Origin of the sequence: Janibacter indicus, from assembly GCF_900176385.1 — a bacterium.
In the GTDB taxonomy this organism is placed as follows: domain Bacteria; phylum Actinomycetota; class Actinomycetes; order Actinomycetales; family Dermatophilaceae; genus Janibacter; species Janibacter indicus.
In genome coordinates, this window is the sequence record NZ_FWXN01000009.1 from 121327 (window position 1) to 138768 (window position 17442).

A 17442-nucleotide genomic window follows, 5' to 3' on the forward strand; every position below is an offset into this window, starting at 1 on the left:
TCCGGTCGTCACTGCAGGCCCGCCGCGATCATCGAACGCACCCCACCCGCGGGGTCTCCGCCGACGACGAGCGCCTCGCCGACGAGGATCGCGTCGGCTCCGGCCCGGGCGAAGAGGGCGGCCTCGTCGGGCCCGCGGACGCCGGACTCGGCAATCCGGACGCACGAAGGGGGGATGAGCGGGGCGAGTCGGGCAAAGGTGTCGGTGTCGACGTCGAGTGTCTTGAGGTTGCGGTTGTTGACGCCGATGACCGTGGCGCCGAGGTCGACCGCGCGGGTGGCCTCGGCCTCGTCGTGGACCTCGACGAGCGCCGTCATGCCGAGCGACCCGGTCAGGGCGAGCAGGTCGGCGAGCCGACGGTCGTCGAGGGCGGCGGCGATGAGCAGGATGATGTCGGCCCCGTGGGCCCGCGCCTCCCAGATCTGGTACTCGCTGACCATGAAGTCCTTGCGCAGCACCGGCAGATCGACCGCCGCGCGCACGGCGTCGAGGTCGGCGAGGCTGCCGTCGAAGCGGCGCTCCTCGGTGAGGACCGAGATCGCCGACGCGCCGCCCTCGGCGTAGGCGCTGGCGAGCGCCGAGGGGTCGGGGATGTCGGACAGGGCACCCTTGCTCGGGCTGGACCGCTTGACCTCGGCGATGACGCCGAGCCCGGGCCGACGCAGGATCGCCTCGGCGTCGCGGGGTGCGGGCAGTCCGTCGCACTGGCGCTGGAGACGCTCGAGAGGCGTCTGGGCCTCTCGCCCCGCCAGGTCCTCACGGACGCCGTCGATGATCTGGTCGAGGACGCTGGGCATGCCGACAGGCTAGTCGACGCTCGGGTCGTCCCCGAGGGTGACCCGGTCCCAGTCGGACCCGACCCGCTCACCACGGGCGCCGCTCACCTGACCGCTGTCGGGATCGGTGCCGGGCCGCTCGTACTTGCGCCCGAGACCGCCCCACCGCCGCCCGCCGACGATGCCCCCGACGCACGAGACGGCGAGGAGCACCGCGGCCACGACCGCGACCCACGGCCAGGCCGTGGCCGACCCCTCGGCCTCGAGCGCCCCGGTCCCGCCCGAGTGCGTGGCGGCCACCGAGCCGAGCACGGCGGGTGCGTCGAGCACCGCCCGCAGCGACAGGGCGATGACGCCGGCGGAGACCAGGCCCAGCACGGCGAGGCAGATCCAGCGGGCGATGCGTCCCGAGGTCGTCGCAGCGATCGACGCTGCCATCGCGACGAGGGCCAGCCCCGCGAGCCCGGGGGCGGCCTCGGTGCCCACCGCGCTGCTGCGGACCGGACCGGCGACGCCGTCGACCGTGCCGGTGATCCAGTCGGCCCGGCCGGCGGCGAGCAGGACGATGCCCGCGGCGACCGCCAGCAGGACGACGACCGGCTTGCGCGTGAGGAGGCTCACGAGGCGCCTCCCACGGGTCGCCCGGCCCGGGCGGCGGCCACCGCCGCGAGCGCGGCGCCCGCCTTGTGGACCGTCTCCTCCTGCTCGAGGCGCGCCACCGAGTCGGCCACGATGCCGGCACCAGCCTGCACGTGCGCCGTGCCGTCCTTGACCAGGGCCGTGCGGATCGCGATCGCCATGTCCATGTCGCCGTGGAAGTCGAGGTAGCCGACCACCCCGCCGTAGACCCCGCGACGGCTGCGCTCGTAGTGCTCGATGAGCTGGAGGGCACGCGGCTTGGGGGCGCCCGAGAGGGTGCCGGCGGGGAAGGTGGCGACGAGCACGTCGAAGGCGTTGACCCCCTTCGCCATGTCGCCGACGACGGTCGACTCGAGGTGGATGACGTGGCTGTAGCGCCGCAGCGTCATGAACTCGACGCAGTCGACGGTGCCCGCATCGCACACCCGCTGCAGGTCGTTGCGGCCGAGGTCGACGAGCATGAGGTGCTCGGCCCGCTCCTTGGGGTCGCCGACGAGGTCCTCCTCGAGCTGCAGGTCGTGCTCGGGGTTCTTGCCACGGGGGCGGGTGCCGGCGATCGGGTGGGTGATGGCCCGCCGACCCGAGACCTTGACGAGGGCCTCGGGCGAGGAGCCGACGACCTCGTAGACGGATCCGTCGGGGTGCGGCAGCCGCACGAAGTACATGTAGGGGCTGGGGTTGGACCGGCGCAGGGCGCGGTAGACCTCGAGCGCGTCGACCGGGCAGGGCGTGGAGAAGCGCTGCGAGAGCACGACCTGGAAGACCTCGCCGGCGCGGATGTCCTCCTTGGCCTCCTCGACGATCTCCTCGAAGCGCTCGACGGTGACGTCGCTCTCGACCTCGGTGCGCGCCTGCGCCGCCACGTCGGGGTCGACGGTGGCGACCGTGCTGGGTGCCGGGGCCGCGAGACGCTCGGTCATCGCGTCGAGACGGTCGACGGCGTCCTGCCACGCCTCCTCGACCCGCTCGTCGGTGTCGTCGTAGTTGATGGCATTGGCCACCAGGAGGAGCGATCCGTCGCTGTGGTCGAGCACCGCCACGTCGGTGGCCAGGACCATGCCGAGCTCGGGGACGCCGAGGACGTCGGGCAGCTCGCTCGGCACCCGCTCCCACCGCCGCACCGCGTCGTAGGTGATCGCCCCGACCATGCCGCCGGTGAGGGGCGGCAGGCCCTCGACCGGGTCGGTCGCCAGCGCCTCGAGGGTCGCCCGCAGGGCGGCGGTCGGGTCCCCGTCGGTCGGGACGCCGACCGGCGGCTCGCCGATCCAGTGGGCCTGCCCGTCACGCTCGGTGAGGGTCGCGCGGCTCTGGGCGCCGATGATCGACCAGCGCGACCACACCCCGCCGTGCTCCGCCGACTCGAGCAGGAAGGTGCCGGGCGCGTCCCCCGCCAGCTTGCGGTAGACGCCGACCGGGGTCTCGCCGTCGGCGACAAGCCGACGCACGACCGGCACGATCCGCCGGTCACGGGCCAGGACGGTGAAGGTGTCGAGCTCGGGCCAGGTGCGGCCCGGCGTGAGGTCGGGCACGTGGGTGCGGGGTGCGCTCACGCGACCTCCCCCACCGTCGCGCCGAGGTCACCGGCGTCGAAGCAGGTGCGCTCGCCCGTGTGGCACGCCGCACCCACCTGGTCGACCTGCACGAGCAGGGCGTCACCGTCGCAGTCGAGGGCCACCGAGCGCACGTGCTGGACGTGGCCCGAGGTGTCGCCCTTGCGCCAGTACTCCTCACGGCTGCGCGACCAGAAGGTCACCCGCCCGCTCGTCAGGGTGCGGTGAAGCGCCTCGTCGTCCATCCAGCCGAGCATGAGCACCTCGCGGGTGTCGTGCTGCTGGACGATGGCCGCGACGAGACCGGCCGGGTCCCGGCGAAGGCGTGCGGCGAGGTCGGCGGGCAGGGGTGAGGTCGTCGGGGTGGGCACCCCCGTATTCTGGCACCCGCTCGCATCGCGCCGTGCGTCTGCCCGGGGTTACCCTGCCACGTCAGCAGCACGAACCCGCCCGCCGAGGAGGCCCACATGACCCGCTACGCCCACGCCGAGCGCGGCGCCCTGTGCGACACCCTCCTCGAGGTCGGCCCCGACGTGCCCACGCTGTGCGGCAGCTGGACCAGCGCCGAGCTGCTCGCCCACCTCATCGTCCGTGAGGGCCGGCCCGACCTGGCGGCGGGCATCTTCGCCGCGCCCTTGGCCGGCCGGACCGAGAGCGCCATGACGCGCCTCCTCGCGGAGCACGACTTCGTCGACCTGGTGGAGCGGCTGCGGCAGGGGCCACCGAAGCTGCACCCGGCTCGCGTGCCCCTCGTCGACGAGCAGATGAACCTCGTCGAGATGTTCATCCACCACGAGGACGTCCTGCGGGCCCAGCTGGGTGCGCCGCGACGCACGATCAGCAGCGAGATGACCTCGGCCCTCGGTGACCGCCTCAACATCATGGCCCGGATGCTCTTCCGCAGCGCGAAGGGGGTCGACCTCGCCCTGGTCACCGCCAAGCGGCGTACCAAGGTCGGCTCGGGCAACGGCCCGGTCGTCGAGATCCACGGCCGACCCGGCGAGATCCTGCTCTTCGGCTTCGGGCGGCAGGCGGTCGCCGAGGTCGAGCTCATCGGCCCGCCCGACGCGGTCGAGACGGTCCGCACCGGGAGCTACGAGGTCTGAGCAGGTCGGTCGGCGCAGCTCAGTCGGCGCGACCGCGCCGCACCGGGTGACCGGCTGCCGCCAGCGCGTCCTTGGCCTGCCCGATGCTCACCTCGCCGAAGTGGAAGATGCTCGCCGCCAGCACCGCGTCGGCACCGGCGTCGACGGCCGGCGGCATGTGCTCGGCGGCCCCCGCTCCCCCACTGGCGATGACGGGGATGCCCACCTCCGCACGCACGGCCCGGATCAGCTCGAGGTCGAAGCCCACCTTGGTCCCGTCGGCGTCCATCGAGTTGAGCAGGATCTCCCCCGCCCCGAGCTCCGCGGCCCGGGCGCACCACTCGATCGCGTCGATACCCGTACGGGTGCGACCACCGTGGGTCGTCACCTCGAACCCGCCTGCGGCGCAGCCGTCCTCACGCGTGCGGCGGCGTACGTCGGCCGACAGCACGAGCACCTGGGCTCCGAAGCGCTCGGCGACCTCGCTGATCAGCTCGGGTCGGTTGATCGCGGCGGTGTTGACGCCCACCTTGTCGGCCCCGCACCGCAGCAGCCGGTCGACGTCGTCGACCGTGCGGACGCCACCACCGACGGTCAGCGGGATGAAGACCTCCTCGGCCGTGCGGGTGACGACGTCGTAGGTCGTCGCCCGGTCGGAGCTGCTCGCGGTGACGTCGAGGAAGGTCAGCTCGTCGGCACCCTCCCGGCCGTAGCGCCGAGCCAGCTCGACGGGGTCACCCGCATCGCGCAGGTTCTCGAAGTTGACGCCCTTGACGACGCGGCCGGCGTCGACGTCGAGACAGGGGATGACACGTACGGCGAGGGACACGCGGGCAGCCTACCCAGCAGCGCGAAGGGGGCACCGCCGCCGGTCACGTGGTGGGCCCGGTGGGCGGCTACGCTCCGTGCGGTGTCCGCCCTTCGCCAGGTCCTCGACCACGCCGCCACGGCACCGCCCTCGTGCGGCCGGGTCCACGTCGTCGCGATCGACGGGCGCAGCGGCTCGGGCAAGACCTCGCTCGCCCGTGAGGTGACGAGCGCCTGGGGCGCGCCGCTCGTGTCGATGGACTCGATCTACCCCGGGTGGTCCGGCCTGGCCGCCGCCACCGACCTGCTCGTCGAGCACGTCCTGCGGCCCCTCTCCCGGGGCGAGCAGCCGATCGTGCCCACCTGGGACTGGCTCGCCGACCGCCCCGGTCCTCGCATCCCGCTCGCCGTGACCGACCGTCTCGTCGTCGAGGGCTGCGGCAGCACGGTCGGCGAGGCGGCGGACTTCGCCGGCACGCGCGTGTGGCTCGACGGCCCGGCCGACCTGCGTCGGGCCCGCGCCATCGCCCGGGACGGCGCGATCTTCGAGGCCCACTGGGAGATGTGGGCCGCGCAGGAGGAGAGGGTCTTCGGGGCCGACGGCACCCGTTCGCGGGCCCACGTGGTCCTGGAGTCGGTCGGGCCGACCTGACCGCCGGCCGAGGTGACCGCGGGTCAGCGACCGACGAGGTCCGCCAGGCGCTGGGCCTCGTCGACCGAGACCGGGCCGTCGGAGCGCTGGATCGCCATGACGGCCATGTCGAGCCCGTCGGCGAGGTCGATCCGCGGCCAGGGCATCCCCTGGGAGAAGCGCACCGCGGTGATCTGCTCCCACGGCACGAGCTCCCCCGGCCCGAGGTTGCGGACGTAGAGCCCCTCGGACGTGGGCCGGGCGTGGATCGTCGCGTAGCGCGACATGAGGACGGCGACGCCGGCCCCGATGCCGATGCAGGTCAGCTGGTCCATGACCCCGAAGCGCTCGGGCAGGCCCAGGGCGAGCAGCACCGAGCCGACAAGCGTCGCCACGCCGAGGACCGTGGAGACCCAGCGTCCCCGCGTCGGGCGGAAGACGGCTGCGGTGGCACGGTCCGGGGCGGTCACAGTCGGCACGCCGTGATCTCGGTGACGAGGATGGCCCGGGCGCCGAGGTCGTAGAGCTCGTCCATGATCCGGTTGGTCCGACCGCGCGGCACCATCGAGCGCACCGCGCACCAGGTCTCGTCGTGCAGCGTGCTCACCGTGGGCGACTCCAGGCCCGGCGTCAGCTGCACCGCCTGCTCGACGATGGCCGCCGGGCAGTCGTAGTCGAGCAGGACGTACTCGCGGGCGGTGACGACGCCGGTGAGACGACGGTGGAGGACGTCGATGCCCCCTTCGCTCGCGTCGGCCCGGCGGATGAGCACGGCCTCGCTGCGCAGGATCGGCTCGCCGAAGACCTCCAGTCCCTGCTGGCGCAGGGTCGTGCCGGTCTCGACGACGTCGGCGATCGCGTCGGCGACGCCGAGGGTGATGGCCGTCTCGACGGCGCCGTCGAGACGCACGACGTCGGCGGTCACCCCCTTCGCCTCGAGGTGGGAGCGCACGAGGCCGGCGTAGGAGGTGGCCACGCGACGACCGTCGAGGTCGGCCGCGCTGCTCGCCTCGCCGGGCCGGCCGGCGAAGCGGAAGGTCGAGCCGCCGAAGCCCAGGCCCATGACCTCGGTCGCGGTGGAGCCGGAGTCCAGGAGCAGGTCACGGCCGGTGATGCCGGCGTCGACCTGACCCTTGCCGACGTAGAGGGCGACGTCACGGGGACGCAGGTAGAAGAACTCGACGTCGTTGTCCTGGTCCGCGACGATCAGCTCCTTGCTGTCGCGGCGGACCCGGTAGCCCGCCTCGCGGAGCATCTCGACGGTCGGCTCGGACAGCGAGCCCTTGTTGGGTACGGCGATGCGCACAGGAGTCCTCTCAGAGGTGGGTGTAGACGTCCTCGACGGTGAGCCCACCGTCGATCATGAGGACCTGCAGGTGGTAGAGCAGCTGGCTGATCTCCTCGGCCAGCTCCTCCTTGCTCTGGTACTCGGCGGCCATCCACACCTCGGCGGCCTCCTCGACGACCTTCTTGCCGATGGCATGGGTCCCCGCGTCGAGCTGGGCCACGGTGCCCGAGCCCTCGGGCCGCTCGGCGGCCTTGCGGGAGAGTTCGTCGAAGAGGGTCTCGAAGGTCTTCACGGGGCCCCAGACTAGTTGGCGACCGGTGCGCGCCCGTCCACGGGCTCACCGTCCGGGCGCTCGGCGCGCGAGGCGCGCAGCCACACGACGAAGCCGTAGAGGACGAACGCGGCGTAGAAGGCGTAGAGGACGGCCGTGGGGATGTAACCGCTCGTCCACAGCAGCGGCACGCCGACGAGGTCGACCCCGATCCAGATGAGCCAGAACTCGTTCCACCCGCGCGCCATCGCATAGGTCGCGAGGAGCGAGCCCATGAAGATCCAGGCGTCCGCGACGTGGTACCAGCGCGGGGCGGGCCAGCCGGCGCCGAGCATCGTGAAGACCTGCTGGGCGACGGCGATGCCGAGCACCATGGTGAGGGCCAGCCCGGCCCGCTCCCCCCACGTGGCCCACCGCGGGGTGATCGCGTGGGCGTCCCCGCTGTGGTCGGCGAGCTTGACCTGGCGCCAGCGCCACCAGCCGTAGAGCGAGGTGATGATGAAGAAGATCTGACGGGCCGACTGGCCGAAGAGCGGCGCCTTGTCGTCGACGCCCAGCGTGATGCCGATGTAGACGAAGAAGAGGATGACGTTGCCGACGATGCCGATCGGCCAGGCCCAGACCTTGCGGAGCATCCCACCGACCGCCGAGGCCAGCCCGAAGCCGATCCCGATGACCTCCATCAGGGAGAGCCGGTAGTCGGCGATGTCGACCCCGGCCGAGTAGATCCATTCGATGATGGACATGCGTGATCCGATCCGCGCGCGCCGCTCTCGTCCGGACTGTCACCGTCGGCCCCGGGGTTCTTGACCGGAGTTCACCGCCTGCCGCCGCAGTCGGGTCGCGGGCTCTCACCGCCGGTGCGGAGTTTCACCGCGTCACGTGGCACGTGCCCACCCATTGTCCGAAGGGAGGTCCTGCTCGGCAATTCGGTGGCCCCGTGATCCGGGCCACGAGCCCGACTCAGTGCCGGTGACCCCGGGCCAGCTCGCGCAGCTCGTCCACGGCCGCCGCGGCCGACTCGGCCCCGTATACGGCCGACCCGGCGACGAAGACGTCGGCGCCCGCCTCGGCGCACTGCTCGATGGTCCTGGCCGAGACGCCGCCGTCGACCTGGACCCAGATGTCGCCGCCGTGCCTCTTCACGGCCTCGCGCACCTGCTGGACCTTGGGCATCTGGTCGGCCATGAAGGACTGTCCGCCGAAGCCGGGCTCGACCGTCATGACGAGCACCATGTCGAGCTCGGGCAGCAGGTCCTCGTAGGGCCCGAAGGGGGTCCCCGGCTTGATCCCCATCGACGCCCGGGCTCCCTGGGCCCGGATGTCGCGCGCGAGGGTCACCGGGTCGGAGGCGGCCTCGATGTGGAAGGTGACGCTCTGGGCGCCCGCCTCGGCGTAAGGCGGTGCCCAGCGGTCGGGGTCCTCGATCATCAGGTGGCAGTCGATCGGGATCGGGCTGACCTTGAGCAGGGACTCGACGATCGGGAGGCCGAGCGTGAGGTTGGGCACGAAGTGCGCGTCCATGACGTCGACGTGCGCCCAGTCGGCGTTGGCGATCGCGCCGAGCTCGGACTCGAGGTTGGCGAAGTCGGCGGAGAGGATGCTCGGGGAGATCTGCACGGGAGTCCTTGCGGGAGAGGCGGGTTCGGGTCGACGGGAGATCAGGCGGTGTGGATCGACAGGATGTTGCCGACGGTGTCCTCGATCTGGAAGTGCAGACCGATGGCGTCCTTGGTCAGCTCCTCGCGGAAGACGAGGCCGCCGAGCTCCTTGAGCCGGCGGTACTCCGTCTCGGCATCGGGCACCCCGAGCATGAGCGCGGTCAGCCCCTCGCGCAGCTGGTGCTCGCAGTAGCGCCGGGTGAGCTCGTCGGGGATCGGCTCGAGGTTGATCTGGCAGCCCTGCTCCCAGCCGGTGCTCGGCCCGAGGATGTAGAGCTCCTTGTCCGGCACGACGAGCACGTCGCGGAAGCCGAGCACCTCGGTGTAGAAGTCGTAGGCGCGGTGGGTGTCCGTGACGTGCAGCCCGGTGACGATGACGCGCATCTGGTCATCCCTTCTTGCGCAGGAGTGCGAGGAACATGCCGTCGGTGCCGTGCAGGTGCGGCCACAGCTGGGCGTGCGGCCCCTCACCGAGCCCGGTGAGCTCGGCGACGGCAGCGCCCGCGAGCAGCTCCCGGGCGTCGATCGCCTCGACGTCGTCGCGCTTCTTGAGCACGTCGCGCACGACGAAGGTCGTCTCCGACAGGTGCGGGCTGCACGTGGCGTAGGCGATGACCCCACCGGGGCGGGTCGCGTCGATGGCCGAGGCGAGCAGCTCGCGCTGCAGCGGACCGAGGCCGACGAGGTCGCCCGGCTGACGGCGCCAGCGGGCCTCGGGCCGGCGCCGCAGCGCCCCCAGCCCGGTGCACGGTGCGTCGACGAGGACCCGGTCGTAGGCCTCGGGCTCCTCCTGCCCCGTCTCGCGACCGTCGCCGGTGCGCACGACGATCTCGCGGCCGGCCTCACCGGCCGCGGTGAGTGCGGGGCGCAGGCTCTGCCGGACGAGATCGGTGCGGTGCTCGCTCACCTCGTTGGCCACGAGGTCGGCGTCCTGCTGCAGCGCGAGGGCGGCGAGGAGGCCCGCCTTGCCCCCGGGGCCGGCGCACAGGTCGAGCCACCGCTCGGGCGCACCGTCGCTGCGCGGGGTGACCGGCGCGGCGGCGAGTGCGAGGGCAAGCAGCTGGCTCCCTTCGTCCTGGACGGCGGCGCGGCTGTCGCGGACGGCCTCGAGGTCTCCAGGGGCACCGGACTCGAGCTCCGCGGCGAAGGGGGACCACCGCCCCGGCTGCGCACCAGCGGCGAACAGCTCGTCGACCGTGGCCAGACCGGGGCGGGCGACGAGGGTGACGTCGGCGGGCACGTTGTGGGCGGCCAGCAGGTCCTCGAGCACGGTGTCCGCGGTCTCCGGGGTCGCCACCCCGTGACCGATGAGGGCCTGCCGCAGCGCCTTGACGACCCACACGGGGTGGGACTGCGCGACGGAGAGGCGCTCGACGACGGGCTCGGTGGGCACGACGGCCTCGACCCACTCCTCGCGCGAGCGCTCTCCGATGCGGCGCATCACGGCGTTGACGAGACCGGCAGCGCCCTGACCCGCGACGGAGCGGGCGAGCGCGACGGACTGGTCGGCGGCGGCGTGCTCGGGCACTCTCATGCCGAGCACCTGGTGGGCGCCCATGCGCAGCACGTCGAGGACTCCCCCGTCGAGCTTCGAGACCGGGCGCTGGGCGGCCTCGGCGATGATCGCGTCGTAGAGGCCCTGCATCCGCAGGGTCCCGTAGGTCAGCTCGGTGGCGAAGCCGGCGTCCCGGCCGCTGAGCCGCGCCCGGCGCAGCGCCTTGGGCAGCTCGAGGTTGGCGTAGGCGCCCTCGTGCGAGACCGCCCGCAGCACCCGCAGCGCGGTGCTGCGCGGCAGGTCGCCCTGACGGGAGCGGGCCGAGGGTGCCGTGCGTGACTTCTGGCGTGGACCACGGTGACCGCCCCGGGACCCGCCCGCACCGCCGCCGCCCTGACGTCGCTGGTCGCTCATGCCGTCTCCTCCCCGAGCCGCTCGTCGGCGTCGATGCGCACGCCCCGGGCCCAGTCGGCGGCCGGCATGGGCTTCTTGCCGAGGGGGGTGACCTCGCCCAGGCGCACGGCGTGGTCCGCCGTGCCGACGAGCACCTCCCGCTTGCGGGCGTCGACGACGCCGGCGGGCAGCTGCTCGTCGGTGATCGCCACGGGCCCGATCTTGAGCCGCTCGCCGCGGAAGGTCGTCCAGGCACCCGGTGCCGGGGTGCACCCGCGCACGAGCCGGTCGACGGCCAGGGCCGGGTGGGTGAAGTCGATCCGGGCGTCGTCGACCGTGAGCTTCGCGGCGTGGCTGACGCCCTCGCCCGGCTGCGCCTGCGGCTCGAGGTCGCCGGAGGCGATGCCGTCCATCGTCGCGACGAGCAGCGGTGCGCCGGCCTCGGCGAGCCGGTCGAGCAGCGTCCCGGAGGTGTCGTCGGGTCGAATCCGCTCGGTCATCGTCCCGAAGACGGGCCCGGTGTCGAGCCCGGTCTCGATGAGGAAGGTGCTCGCGCCCGTGATCTCGTCGCCGGCGATGAGCGCCCGCTGGGCGGGAGCGGCGCCACGCCAGGCGGGCAGCAGCGAGAAGTGCAGGTTGACCCAGCCGTGCGTCGGGATGTCGAGGACCCCGGCGGGCAGCAGGGCGCCGTAGGCGACGACCGGACAGCAGTCGGGCGCGAGCTCGGTGAGCCGGGCGACGAAGTCCTCGTCCGTCGGCCGGGTCGGCGTGAGCACCTCGAGGCCGGCTTCCAACGCGGCGACCTTGACCGGTGAGGGCTCGAGCCGACGGCCGCGCCCGACGCGGGCATCGGGTCGGGTGACCACGGCGACGACCTCGTGGTCGGAGTCGAGCAGGGCACGAAGGGAGGGGACGGCGACCTCGGGGGTCCCGGCAAAGATCAGTCGCACCCGGCGCAGTCTAGATGCCTCGCGGGCACCGCCGGTGCCCCCAGGTCACCCGACGGTGAGGTGCCCGACCTTGACCGAGGTGAGGTCCGCGGCCTTGCGGGCGCTCTCCCCTGCCCGCACGTCCTTGAGCGCGGCGGCCACGAGCGGCCCGTCGGCGAAGGGGGCGGTGACGACGAGTCGGCGCTTGTCCTGCGAGCCCGTGACGGGCAGCGGTCCGAGCAGCTGGGCGTCGGGCGCGGCTGCCCGCACCGCGTGCTCGATCGGCTCGACGCGCCTGCGGTCGGCGACGACCTCGGCGGTCCACGTCGTGGGCGGCAGCGACAGCTCGGCCCGCTCGGCGAGCTCGCGCGCCGCAAACCACTGGGGGTCCCAGCGCACGAGCGCCTCGACCGCGGGGATCGTCACGTGCGAGGGCGCTCCGCAGAGGACGACCACTCCCCCGTTGCTCCACGGCCTGGCCAGTCCCGCCGCCAGGACCCAGCGCCGCACGGCCTCCTCGGCCGCCCGCAGGTCCGGCCGGTCCAGGCTCGCCCACGCGTCGAGCAGCAGCACGGCGGCGTAGCCTCCCGCGGCGACCGGCTCGGCCCCCGGGGTCGAGACGACGATGGCCGGCTCGCTCCCGACCTCCTCGTGGACCTCGCCTGCCCCGGAGGTGATGACGCGCGTGCCCGGGAAGGAGCGCCCGATCTCCTCGGCCGTGCGCCGCGCACCGATGATCCCGGCGCGCAGCCGGGTGCCGTCGCAGTGCGGGCACTCGAAGCCGCGCGGGCTCGTGCCGCACCAGCCGCAGCGGGGCGCCTGGTCGGGCGCCGGCAGGGCGAGCGGCCCCCGGCACTCGGGGCACCGGGCCGGCGCCCGACAGGTGGCGCAGGACATCGCGGGCAGGTAGCCCCGCCGCGGCACCTGCAGCAGGACCGGCCCCTGCTGCAGCGCCGCCGACGCGGCCCGGTGGGCAGAGGAGGGGATGTGGGCACGGGCGCCGGGACCGTCGCGCTCCTCGTCGACCCCCTCACCCGCCACGAGGACGCGTGGCGCCTCGCGTCGGGAGGTCGAGCCGCCGACGAGATGGACCCGACCGGCGTCGACGAGCGCGGCCACGTCTGTCGACATGGCCAGGCCGCCGACGAGCAGGGCGCAGTCCTCGACGTCGGCCCGCGTCGTCAGGACCTCCCGCACGTGGGCGTAGGGCGCGCGGGGCTCCTCGTGGAGGTCGTCGCCGTCGTCCCACCAGGCGACGAGCCCGAGATCGCGCACGGGCGCGTAGGCCGCGGCGCGCGTGCCGACGACGACCCGGACGTGGCCGCGCAGCACCTTGAGCCACGCGGTGTAGCGGGCCTGCGGCCCCTGGTCGGCCGTCAGCCGCACGTGCTGGTCCCGACCGAGCACCTCGGTCAGGGCGGCGTCGACACGCGCCACGTCGCGCTGGTCGGGCACGACGACGACGCTGCCCCGGCCCGAGAGCAACGCGGCCCGCGCCGCCTCGGCGAGGGCGCGCGGCCAGTCGCTCGCGGCCGGGCGCGAGGGCCCGGCCAGCCAGGCTGCGCGGGGCGACTCCCCTGCCGCGACCCGGGACCACCACGCGGCACCGGCTCGGTAGCCGGCCCACACCTCGGGCGCTGGTACAGGCGAAGGGGGGTCCTCCCCTTCGACCTGCTGGTCCGCGGCCGGCCCGTCGGTCGCGGACTCGTCGTCGGCCAGCGCCGGCGGCTCGACGGGCAGTGCCTTCTCCGCCCGGGCGTGCCGCGGCGGGATCGCCAGCCGCAGCACGTCCATCACGGTGCCGGCCTGGTGCCGGGAGACCCGGCGCGCCAGCTCGAGGACCTGCGGCGTGAGCACCTGCTCCGACGAGACGACGGTGCGGATCGGCGCCAGTCGCCCGGTGTGCTCGGCGACGTCGCTGCGCTCGACGACGTATCCGGCGAGGTCACGCCCCGCGAAGCGGGCCTTGACCCGCACGCCCGGCTGGGCGGCCTCGTCGAGCTCCTCGGGCACGAGGTACTCGAAGGGCCGGTCGAGATGGACCAGCCCCGAGTCGACGAGGACCTGGGCGACGCGCACGGGGACAAACGTAACCGGGTGGGGTGTCAGCGACGCCCCACCCGGTCAGCGAGCGTGGGTCAGCGGACCGCGGCCTGCAGGGCCTCGACCTTGGTCGTCTGCTCCCACGGGAAGGGGTTGTCGTAGCCGGCGGCCTCGGTGCGGCCGAAGTGGCCGTAGGCCGCCGTCGGGGCGTAGATCGGGCGGAGCAGGTCGAGCTCCTCGACGATCGCCAGCGGGCGCAGGTCGAAGACGGAGCTGACCGCGGCCTGGATCTTGTCGACCGGGACCTGCTCGGTCCCGAAGGTCTCGATGTAGAGGCCGACCGGCTGCGCCGCGCCGATCGCGTACGCGACCTGGACCTCGCAGCGACCGGCGAGCCCGGCCGCGACGACGTTCTTGGCGACCCAGCGCATGGCGTAGGCGGCCGAGCGGTCGACCTTCGACGGGTCCTTGCCGGAGAAGGCACCGCCACCGTGACGGGCCATGCCGCCGTAGGTGTCGACGATGATCTTGCGGCCGGTCAGGCCGGCGTCGCCCATGGGCCCGCCGATGACGAACTTGCCGGTGGGGTTGATCAGCGTGCGGTAGTCGGAGGTGTCGAGCTCGACACCGGAGTCCTTGAGTGCCGCCATGACCGGCTCGAAGACGTGCGCCCTGATGTCGGCCGGGAGCTGGCGCTCGTGGTCGATCTCGGCGGAGTGCTGCGTCGACAGCACGACGGTGTCGAGGCGCACGGCCCGGTCACCGTCGTAGTCGATGGTCACCTGGGTCTTGCCGTCCGGGCGCAGGTACTCCAGCTCGCCCGACTTGCGCACCTCGGTGAGGCGCTGGGAGAGCCGGTGCGCCAGGAAGATCGGCAGCGGCATGAGCTCGGGCGTGTCCTCGCAGGCGTAGCCGAACATCAGACCCTGGTCGCCGGCACCCTGCTTGTCCTTGGGGTCGATGCCCCCGGTCCGGTTTTCGTAGGCGGTGTCGACCCCCTGCGCGATGTCGGGGCTCTGCGCGCCGATCGACACCGAGACGCCGCACGAGCGGCCGTCGAAGCCCTTGTCCGACGAGTCGTAGCCGACGCCCTCGGCGATGACCCTGCGCACCAGCTGCGGGATCTCGACGTAGGACTCGGTCGAGACCTCACCGGCGATGTGCACCAGCCCGGTCGTGACCATCGTCTCGACGGCCACCCGACTGCGGGGGTCCTGCTCGAGCATCGCGTCGAGGATCGAGTCGGAGATCTGGTCGCAGATCTTGTCGGGGTGACCCTCGGTCACCGACTCCGAGGTGAAGAGACGTCCGGACACGCAAGACTCCCAAGGTCGTGGGTGGACGGTCGTCGTGACCGCCCGGTACGGGCCGGGCCAGTCTAAGCACCCGGGGTCAGCGGACGAGCGCCGATCCCACGACGACGTCCCAGATGCCGTGCGAGACGACCGACTTGCTCGCCGGTCCGATGTCGACGACGTCGTCGCTGCCCCGGGTCAGCACGTGCACGCTCGTCTCGTCGGCGCCGAAGGTCTTGTCGGTGCCGACCTCGTTGACGACGAGCAGGTCGCAGCCCTTGCGCGCGAGCTTGGCCCGCCCGAGGTCGAGCACGGAGCCGGTCGCGTCGCCGGTCTCGGCGGCGAAGCCGACGATGACCGGGGCGCTCGCCGCACCGCGGTCGGCGACGAGCCCGGCGAGGATGTCGGGGTTGCGCACGAGCCGGATCGTCGGGGCCGCGTCGGGGTCGGCCGGGTCGTGCGTCTTCTTGATCTTGCTCTCGGTGTACTCCGCCGGCCGGAAGTCGGCCACCGCCGCCACCATGACGACGACGTCGTGCTCGCCCGCCCGGCCGGAGATCTCGGCCTGCAGCTCCAGGGCCGTCTGGACCGGCACGACGGTGATGCCCTCGGGCACCGGCAGGGCGAGGTTGGCCGCGACGAGCGTCACCTGCGCCCCTCGGGCGGCCGCGGCCTCGGCCAGGGCCAGACCCTGCTTGCCGGAGGACCGGTTGCCCAGGTAGCGCACCGGGTCGAGCGGCTCTCGGGTGCCACCGGTGCTGATGAGCACCCGACGCCTCTCGAGGTCACGCACGTGGCCGGACTGCGTGCCGGCTGCTCCCTCGGCGTCGCCGGCGACCGCGGCCATCGCGGCCGCGTGGATCGCCTCGGGCTCGGGCAGGCGGCCCGGGCCGGTGTCGGCTCCGGTCAGCCGGCCGGAGTCTGGCTCGACGACGGTGACCCCGCGCTCGCGCAGGGTCGCGACGTTGGCGCGGGTCGCGGCGTGCTCCCACATCTCGGTGTGCATGGCCGGGGCGAGCACCACGGGGCAGCGGGCGGTGAGCAGCACATTGGTCAGCAGGTCACCGGCGAGCCCGTGCGCCGCCTTGGCGAGGAGGTCGGCCGTCGTCGGGGCGACGACGACGAGGTCGGCCTCCTGGCCGATGCGCACGTGCGGGACGTCGGTGATGTTGCTCCAGACGTCGGTCTGGACGGGTCGACCCGACAGGGCCTCCCAGGTCGGTGCCCCGACGAAGCGCAGCGCCGCGTCGGTCGGCACGACCGTCACCTCGTGACCGCCCTCGGTGAACAGGCGCAGCAGCAGGGCTGCCTTGTAGGCGGCGATGCCGCCACCGACACCGAGGACGATACGCACGAAGGGGGTCCGCTCAGGCCTCGTCGACCGGCGCCTCGGCGACCGGTGCGGCGGGCGCGGTGCCCTCCTCGGGGGTGGCCTCCTTGGTGAGCAGGCCCTCGTTGATCTCGCGCAGGGCGATCGACAGGGGCTTGTCGTGGACCTGTGCGTCGACGAGGGGGCCGATGTACTCGAGCAGCCCCTCCTGGAGCTGGGAGTAGTAGGCGTTGATCTGACGGGCGCGCTTGGCGCCGTAGATGACGAGGGCGTACTTGGAGTCAGCCTTGGTCAGGAGGTCGTCGATCGGCGGGTTGGTGATGCCGATGGGGTTGGCCTGGGTGCCGGACACGTCGAGGTGGTCCTTGTCGTCGGGGTCAGTGGGATCCCATCAATGATACGAGTTCCTCGGCCGCACGACGAATGTCGTCGTTGACGATCACGTGATCGAACTCGCCCTGGGCGGCCAGCTCGACCTTGGCGGTCTCCAGTCGGACGGCACGCTCGTCCGCCGTCTCGGTGCCGCGGCCCTCGAGCCGGCCGACGAGCTCCTCCCACGACGGGGGCGCGAGGAAGACGAAGCGGGCGTCCGGCATGGAGGCCCGGACCTGGCGAGCGCCCTGCAGGTCGATCTCGAGCAGCGGCAGCCTCCCGGCCGCGAGCGCGTCGTCGACGGGCCCGCGCGGGGTGCCGTAGGAGGCGCGCCCGTGCACGACGGCCCACTCGAGCATCTCGCCGCGGGTGACCATCTCGGCGAACTCGTCGCCGGACATGAAGCAGTAGTGGACGCCGTCGACCTCCCCCGGTCGCGGCGGACGGGTCGTCGCCGACACCGAGAGCCACACCTCGGGGTGGTGCTCGCGGACCCAGGCGGCCACCGTCCCCTTGCCGACGGCTGTCGGTCCGGCGAGGACGGTCAGGCGGGGGCTGCTCATGTGAACCTCTCGATGAGTGCGGCACGCTGGTGCGGGCCCAGCCCGCGCAGCCGTCGGGAGTCGGCGATGTCGAGCTCGGCCATGACCCGGCGGGCCCGGGCGGGCCCGATGCCGGGCAGGGACTCGAGCACGGTGACCACCCGCATCCGGGCGATCACCTGGTCGGTGTCGGCGGTGCGGAGCGTCTCGGCAAGAGTCGTGCGGCCGTGCTTGAGCCGGTCCCGCAGGAGCGAACGCTCCCGGCGGGCCTGCGCGGCCTGCTCCAGCGCCCGGGCGCGCTGCTGCGCGCTGAGGGTCGGGACGGGCACGGCTCC

Annotated in this window: 21 protein-coding genes; 2 read left to right on the plus strand and 19 right to left on the minus strand. The window is 73.4% G+C overall.

Annotated features, from left to right (window positions below; all coding sequences use genetic code 11):
* Window positions 1-8 precede the first annotated feature (8 nt).
* The 4 genes from trpC to hisI are packed head-to-tail and all read right to left on the minus strand — an operon-like array spanning window position 9 to window position 3336.
* A complete protein-coding gene (gene trpC, locus B9B60_RS12075; RefSeq protein ID WP_084451733.1) occupies window positions 9-797 on the minus strand; it encodes an indole-3-glycerol phosphate synthase TrpC in 789 nt (262 codons plus the stop codon).
* A gap of 9 nt (window positions 798-806) precedes the next feature.
* Window positions 807-1397, minus strand: a complete 591-nt coding sequence (locus tag B9B60_RS12080; protein ID WP_084451734.1) for a Trp biosynthesis-associated membrane protein — start codon at window positions 1395-1397, stop codon at window positions 807-809.
* On the minus strand, window positions 1394-2965 hold the full coding sequence (locus B9B60_RS12085) for an anthranilate synthase component I (RefSeq protein WP_084451735.1): 1572 nt from the start codon (window positions 2963-2965) through the stop codon (window positions 1394-1396). Before B9B60_RS12085 ends, B9B60_RS12080 begins: the two co-directional genes overlap by 4 nt.
* Window positions 2962-3336: a phosphoribosyl-AMP cyclohydrolase gene (gene hisI / locus B9B60_RS12090; RefSeq protein ID WP_072624737.1), complete on the minus strand. Its 375-nt coding sequence runs from the start codon at window positions 3334-3336 to the stop codon at window positions 2962-2964. The genes B9B60_RS12085 and hisI overlap by 4 nt, the downstream gene beginning before the upstream one ends.
* 96 nt (window positions 3337-3432) lie before the next feature.
* Here hisI and B9B60_RS12095 point away from each other — a divergent pair, with 96 nt between their 5' ends.
* Window positions 3433-4071: a TIGR03085 family metal-binding protein gene (locus tag B9B60_RS12095; RefSeq protein WP_072624738.1), complete on the plus strand. Its 639-nt coding sequence runs from the start codon at window positions 3433-3435 to the stop codon at window positions 4069-4071.
* Window positions 4072-4090: 19 nt separating this feature from the next.
* Here B9B60_RS12095 and hisF read toward each other — a convergent pair whose 3' ends face one another.
* A complete protein-coding gene (hisF, locus tag B9B60_RS12100) occupies window positions 4091-4879 on the minus strand; it encodes an imidazole glycerol phosphate synthase subunit HisF (RefSeq protein ID WP_084451736.1) in 789 nt (262 codons plus the stop codon).
* A gap of 81 nt (window positions 4880-4960) precedes the next feature.
* Here hisF and B9B60_RS12105 point away from each other — a divergent pair, with 81 nt between their 5' ends.
* Entirely contained in the window at window positions 4961-5509 is a 549-nt protein-coding gene (locus B9B60_RS12105) for a nucleoside/nucleotide kinase family protein (protein ID WP_084451737.1), read from the plus strand.
* A 23-nt stretch (window positions 5510-5532) separates the two neighbouring features.
* Here B9B60_RS12105 and B9B60_RS12110 read toward each other — a convergent pair whose 3' ends face one another.
* The 14 genes from B9B60_RS12110 to mihF form a co-directional block, all read right to left on the minus strand.
* Window positions 5533-5967 (minus strand): PH domain-containing protein, encoded by a 435-nt coding sequence (locus B9B60_RS12110; RefSeq protein WP_143445561.1) that lies wholly within the window; start codon window positions 5965-5967, stop codon window positions 5533-5535.
* Complete coding sequence (gene hisG / locus B9B60_RS12115) at window positions 5955-6794, minus strand: ATP phosphoribosyltransferase (protein ID WP_072624742.1); 840 nt, start codon at window positions 6792-6794, stop codon at window positions 5955-5957. Before hisG ends, B9B60_RS12110 begins: the two co-directional genes overlap by 13 nt.
* Window positions 6795-6804: 10 nt before the next feature.
* Window positions 6805-7068, minus strand: a complete 264-nt coding sequence (locus B9B60_RS12120; protein WP_072624743.1) for a phosphoribosyl-ATP diphosphatase — start codon at window positions 7066-7068, stop codon at window positions 6805-6807.
* 11 nt (window positions 7069-7079) lie between these two features.
* A complete protein-coding gene (locus tag B9B60_RS12125; protein ID WP_084451741.1) occupies window positions 7080-7793 on the minus strand; it encodes a nicotinamide mononucleotide transporter family protein in 714 nt (237 codons plus the stop codon).
* Between the two features lie 217 nt (window positions 7794-8010).
* The gene (gene rpe / locus B9B60_RS12130; RefSeq protein WP_084451743.1) at window positions 8011-8667 is read right to left on the minus strand and encodes a ribulose-phosphate 3-epimerase; all 657 of its coding nucleotides are present in this window, start codon (window positions 8665-8667) and stop codon (window positions 8011-8013) included.
* Window positions 8668-8708: 41 nt separating this feature from the next.
* On the minus strand, window positions 8709-9092 hold the full coding sequence (locus B9B60_RS12135) for a VOC family protein (RefSeq protein ID WP_072624746.1): 384 nt from the start codon (window positions 9090-9092) through the stop codon (window positions 8709-8711).
* Window positions 9093-9096: 4 nt separating this feature from the next.
* Window positions 9097-10617: an RsmB/NOP family class I SAM-dependent RNA methyltransferase gene (locus tag B9B60_RS12140; RefSeq protein WP_084451744.1), complete on the minus strand. Its 1521-nt coding sequence runs from the start codon at window positions 10615-10617 to the stop codon at window positions 9097-9099.
* The gene (fmt, locus tag B9B60_RS12145) at window positions 10614-11546 is read right to left on the minus strand and encodes a methionyl-tRNA formyltransferase (protein ID WP_084451746.1); all 933 of its coding nucleotides are present in this window, start codon (window positions 11544-11546) and stop codon (window positions 10614-10616) included. The genes B9B60_RS12140 and fmt overlap by 4 nt, the downstream gene beginning before the upstream one ends.
* A gap of 45 nt (window positions 11547-11591) precedes the next feature.
* Window positions 11592-13604, minus strand: coding sequence for a primosomal protein N' family DNA-binding protein (locus B9B60_RS12150; RefSeq protein ID WP_084451748.1), 2013 nt, complete (start codon window positions 13602-13604; stop codon window positions 11592-11594).
* Between the two features lie 59 nt (window positions 13605-13663).
* A complete protein-coding gene (metK, locus tag B9B60_RS12155) occupies window positions 13664-14884 on the minus strand; it encodes a methionine adenosyltransferase (RefSeq protein ID WP_084451750.1) in 1221 nt (406 codons plus the stop codon).
* Window positions 14885-14960: 76 nt separating this feature from the next.
* Complete coding sequence (coaBC, locus tag B9B60_RS12160) at window positions 14961-16217, minus strand: bifunctional phosphopantothenoylcysteine decarboxylase/phosphopantothenate--cysteine ligase CoaBC (protein ID WP_084451752.1); 1257 nt, start codon at window positions 16215-16217, stop codon at window positions 14961-14963.
* A gap of 13 nt (window positions 16218-16230) precedes the next feature.
* On the minus strand, window positions 16231-16545 hold the full coding sequence (rpoZ, locus tag B9B60_RS12165) for a DNA-directed RNA polymerase subunit omega (protein WP_084451754.1): 315 nt from the start codon (window positions 16543-16545) through the stop codon (window positions 16231-16233).
* A 25-nt stretch (window positions 16546-16570) separates the two neighbouring features.
* Window positions 16571-17128, minus strand: a complete 558-nt coding sequence (gmk, locus tag B9B60_RS12170; RefSeq protein WP_084451756.1) for a guanylate kinase — start codon at window positions 17126-17128, stop codon at window positions 16571-16573.
* Window positions 17125-17436, minus strand: a complete 312-nt coding sequence (gene mihF, locus B9B60_RS12175; RefSeq protein WP_084451758.1) for an integration host factor, actinobacterial type — start codon at window positions 17434-17436, stop codon at window positions 17125-17127. The genes gmk and mihF overlap by 4 nt, the downstream gene beginning before the upstream one ends.
* Window positions 17437-17442 lie beyond the last annotated feature (6 nt).

Excerpts from the sequence above, each read along its gene's own strand:
- gmk (WP_084451756.1), bottom strand. The coding sequence starts at position 17,128 with ATGAGCAGCCCCCGCCTGACCGTCCTCGCCGGACCGACAGCCGTCGGC.
- B9B60_RS12125 (WP_084451741.1), bottom strand. The coding sequence starts at position 7,793 with ATGTCCATCATCGAATGGATCTACTCGGCCGGGGTCGACATCGCCGAC.
- B9B60_RS12095 (WP_072624738.1), top strand. The coding sequence starts at position 3,433 with ATGACCCGCTACGCCCACGCCGAGCGCGGCGCCCTGTGCGACACCCTC.
- B9B60_RS12140 (WP_084451744.1), bottom strand. The coding sequence starts at position 10,617 with ATGAGCGACCAGCGACGTCAGGGCGGCGGCGGTGCGGGCGGGTCCCGG.
- trpC (WP_084451733.1), bottom strand. The coding sequence starts at position 797 with ATGCCCAGCGTCCTCGACCAGATCATCGACGGCGTCCGTGAGGACCTG.
- B9B60_RS12135 (WP_072624746.1), bottom strand. The coding sequence starts at position 9,092 with ATGCGCGTCATCGTCACCGGGCTGCACGTCACGGACACCCACCGCGCC.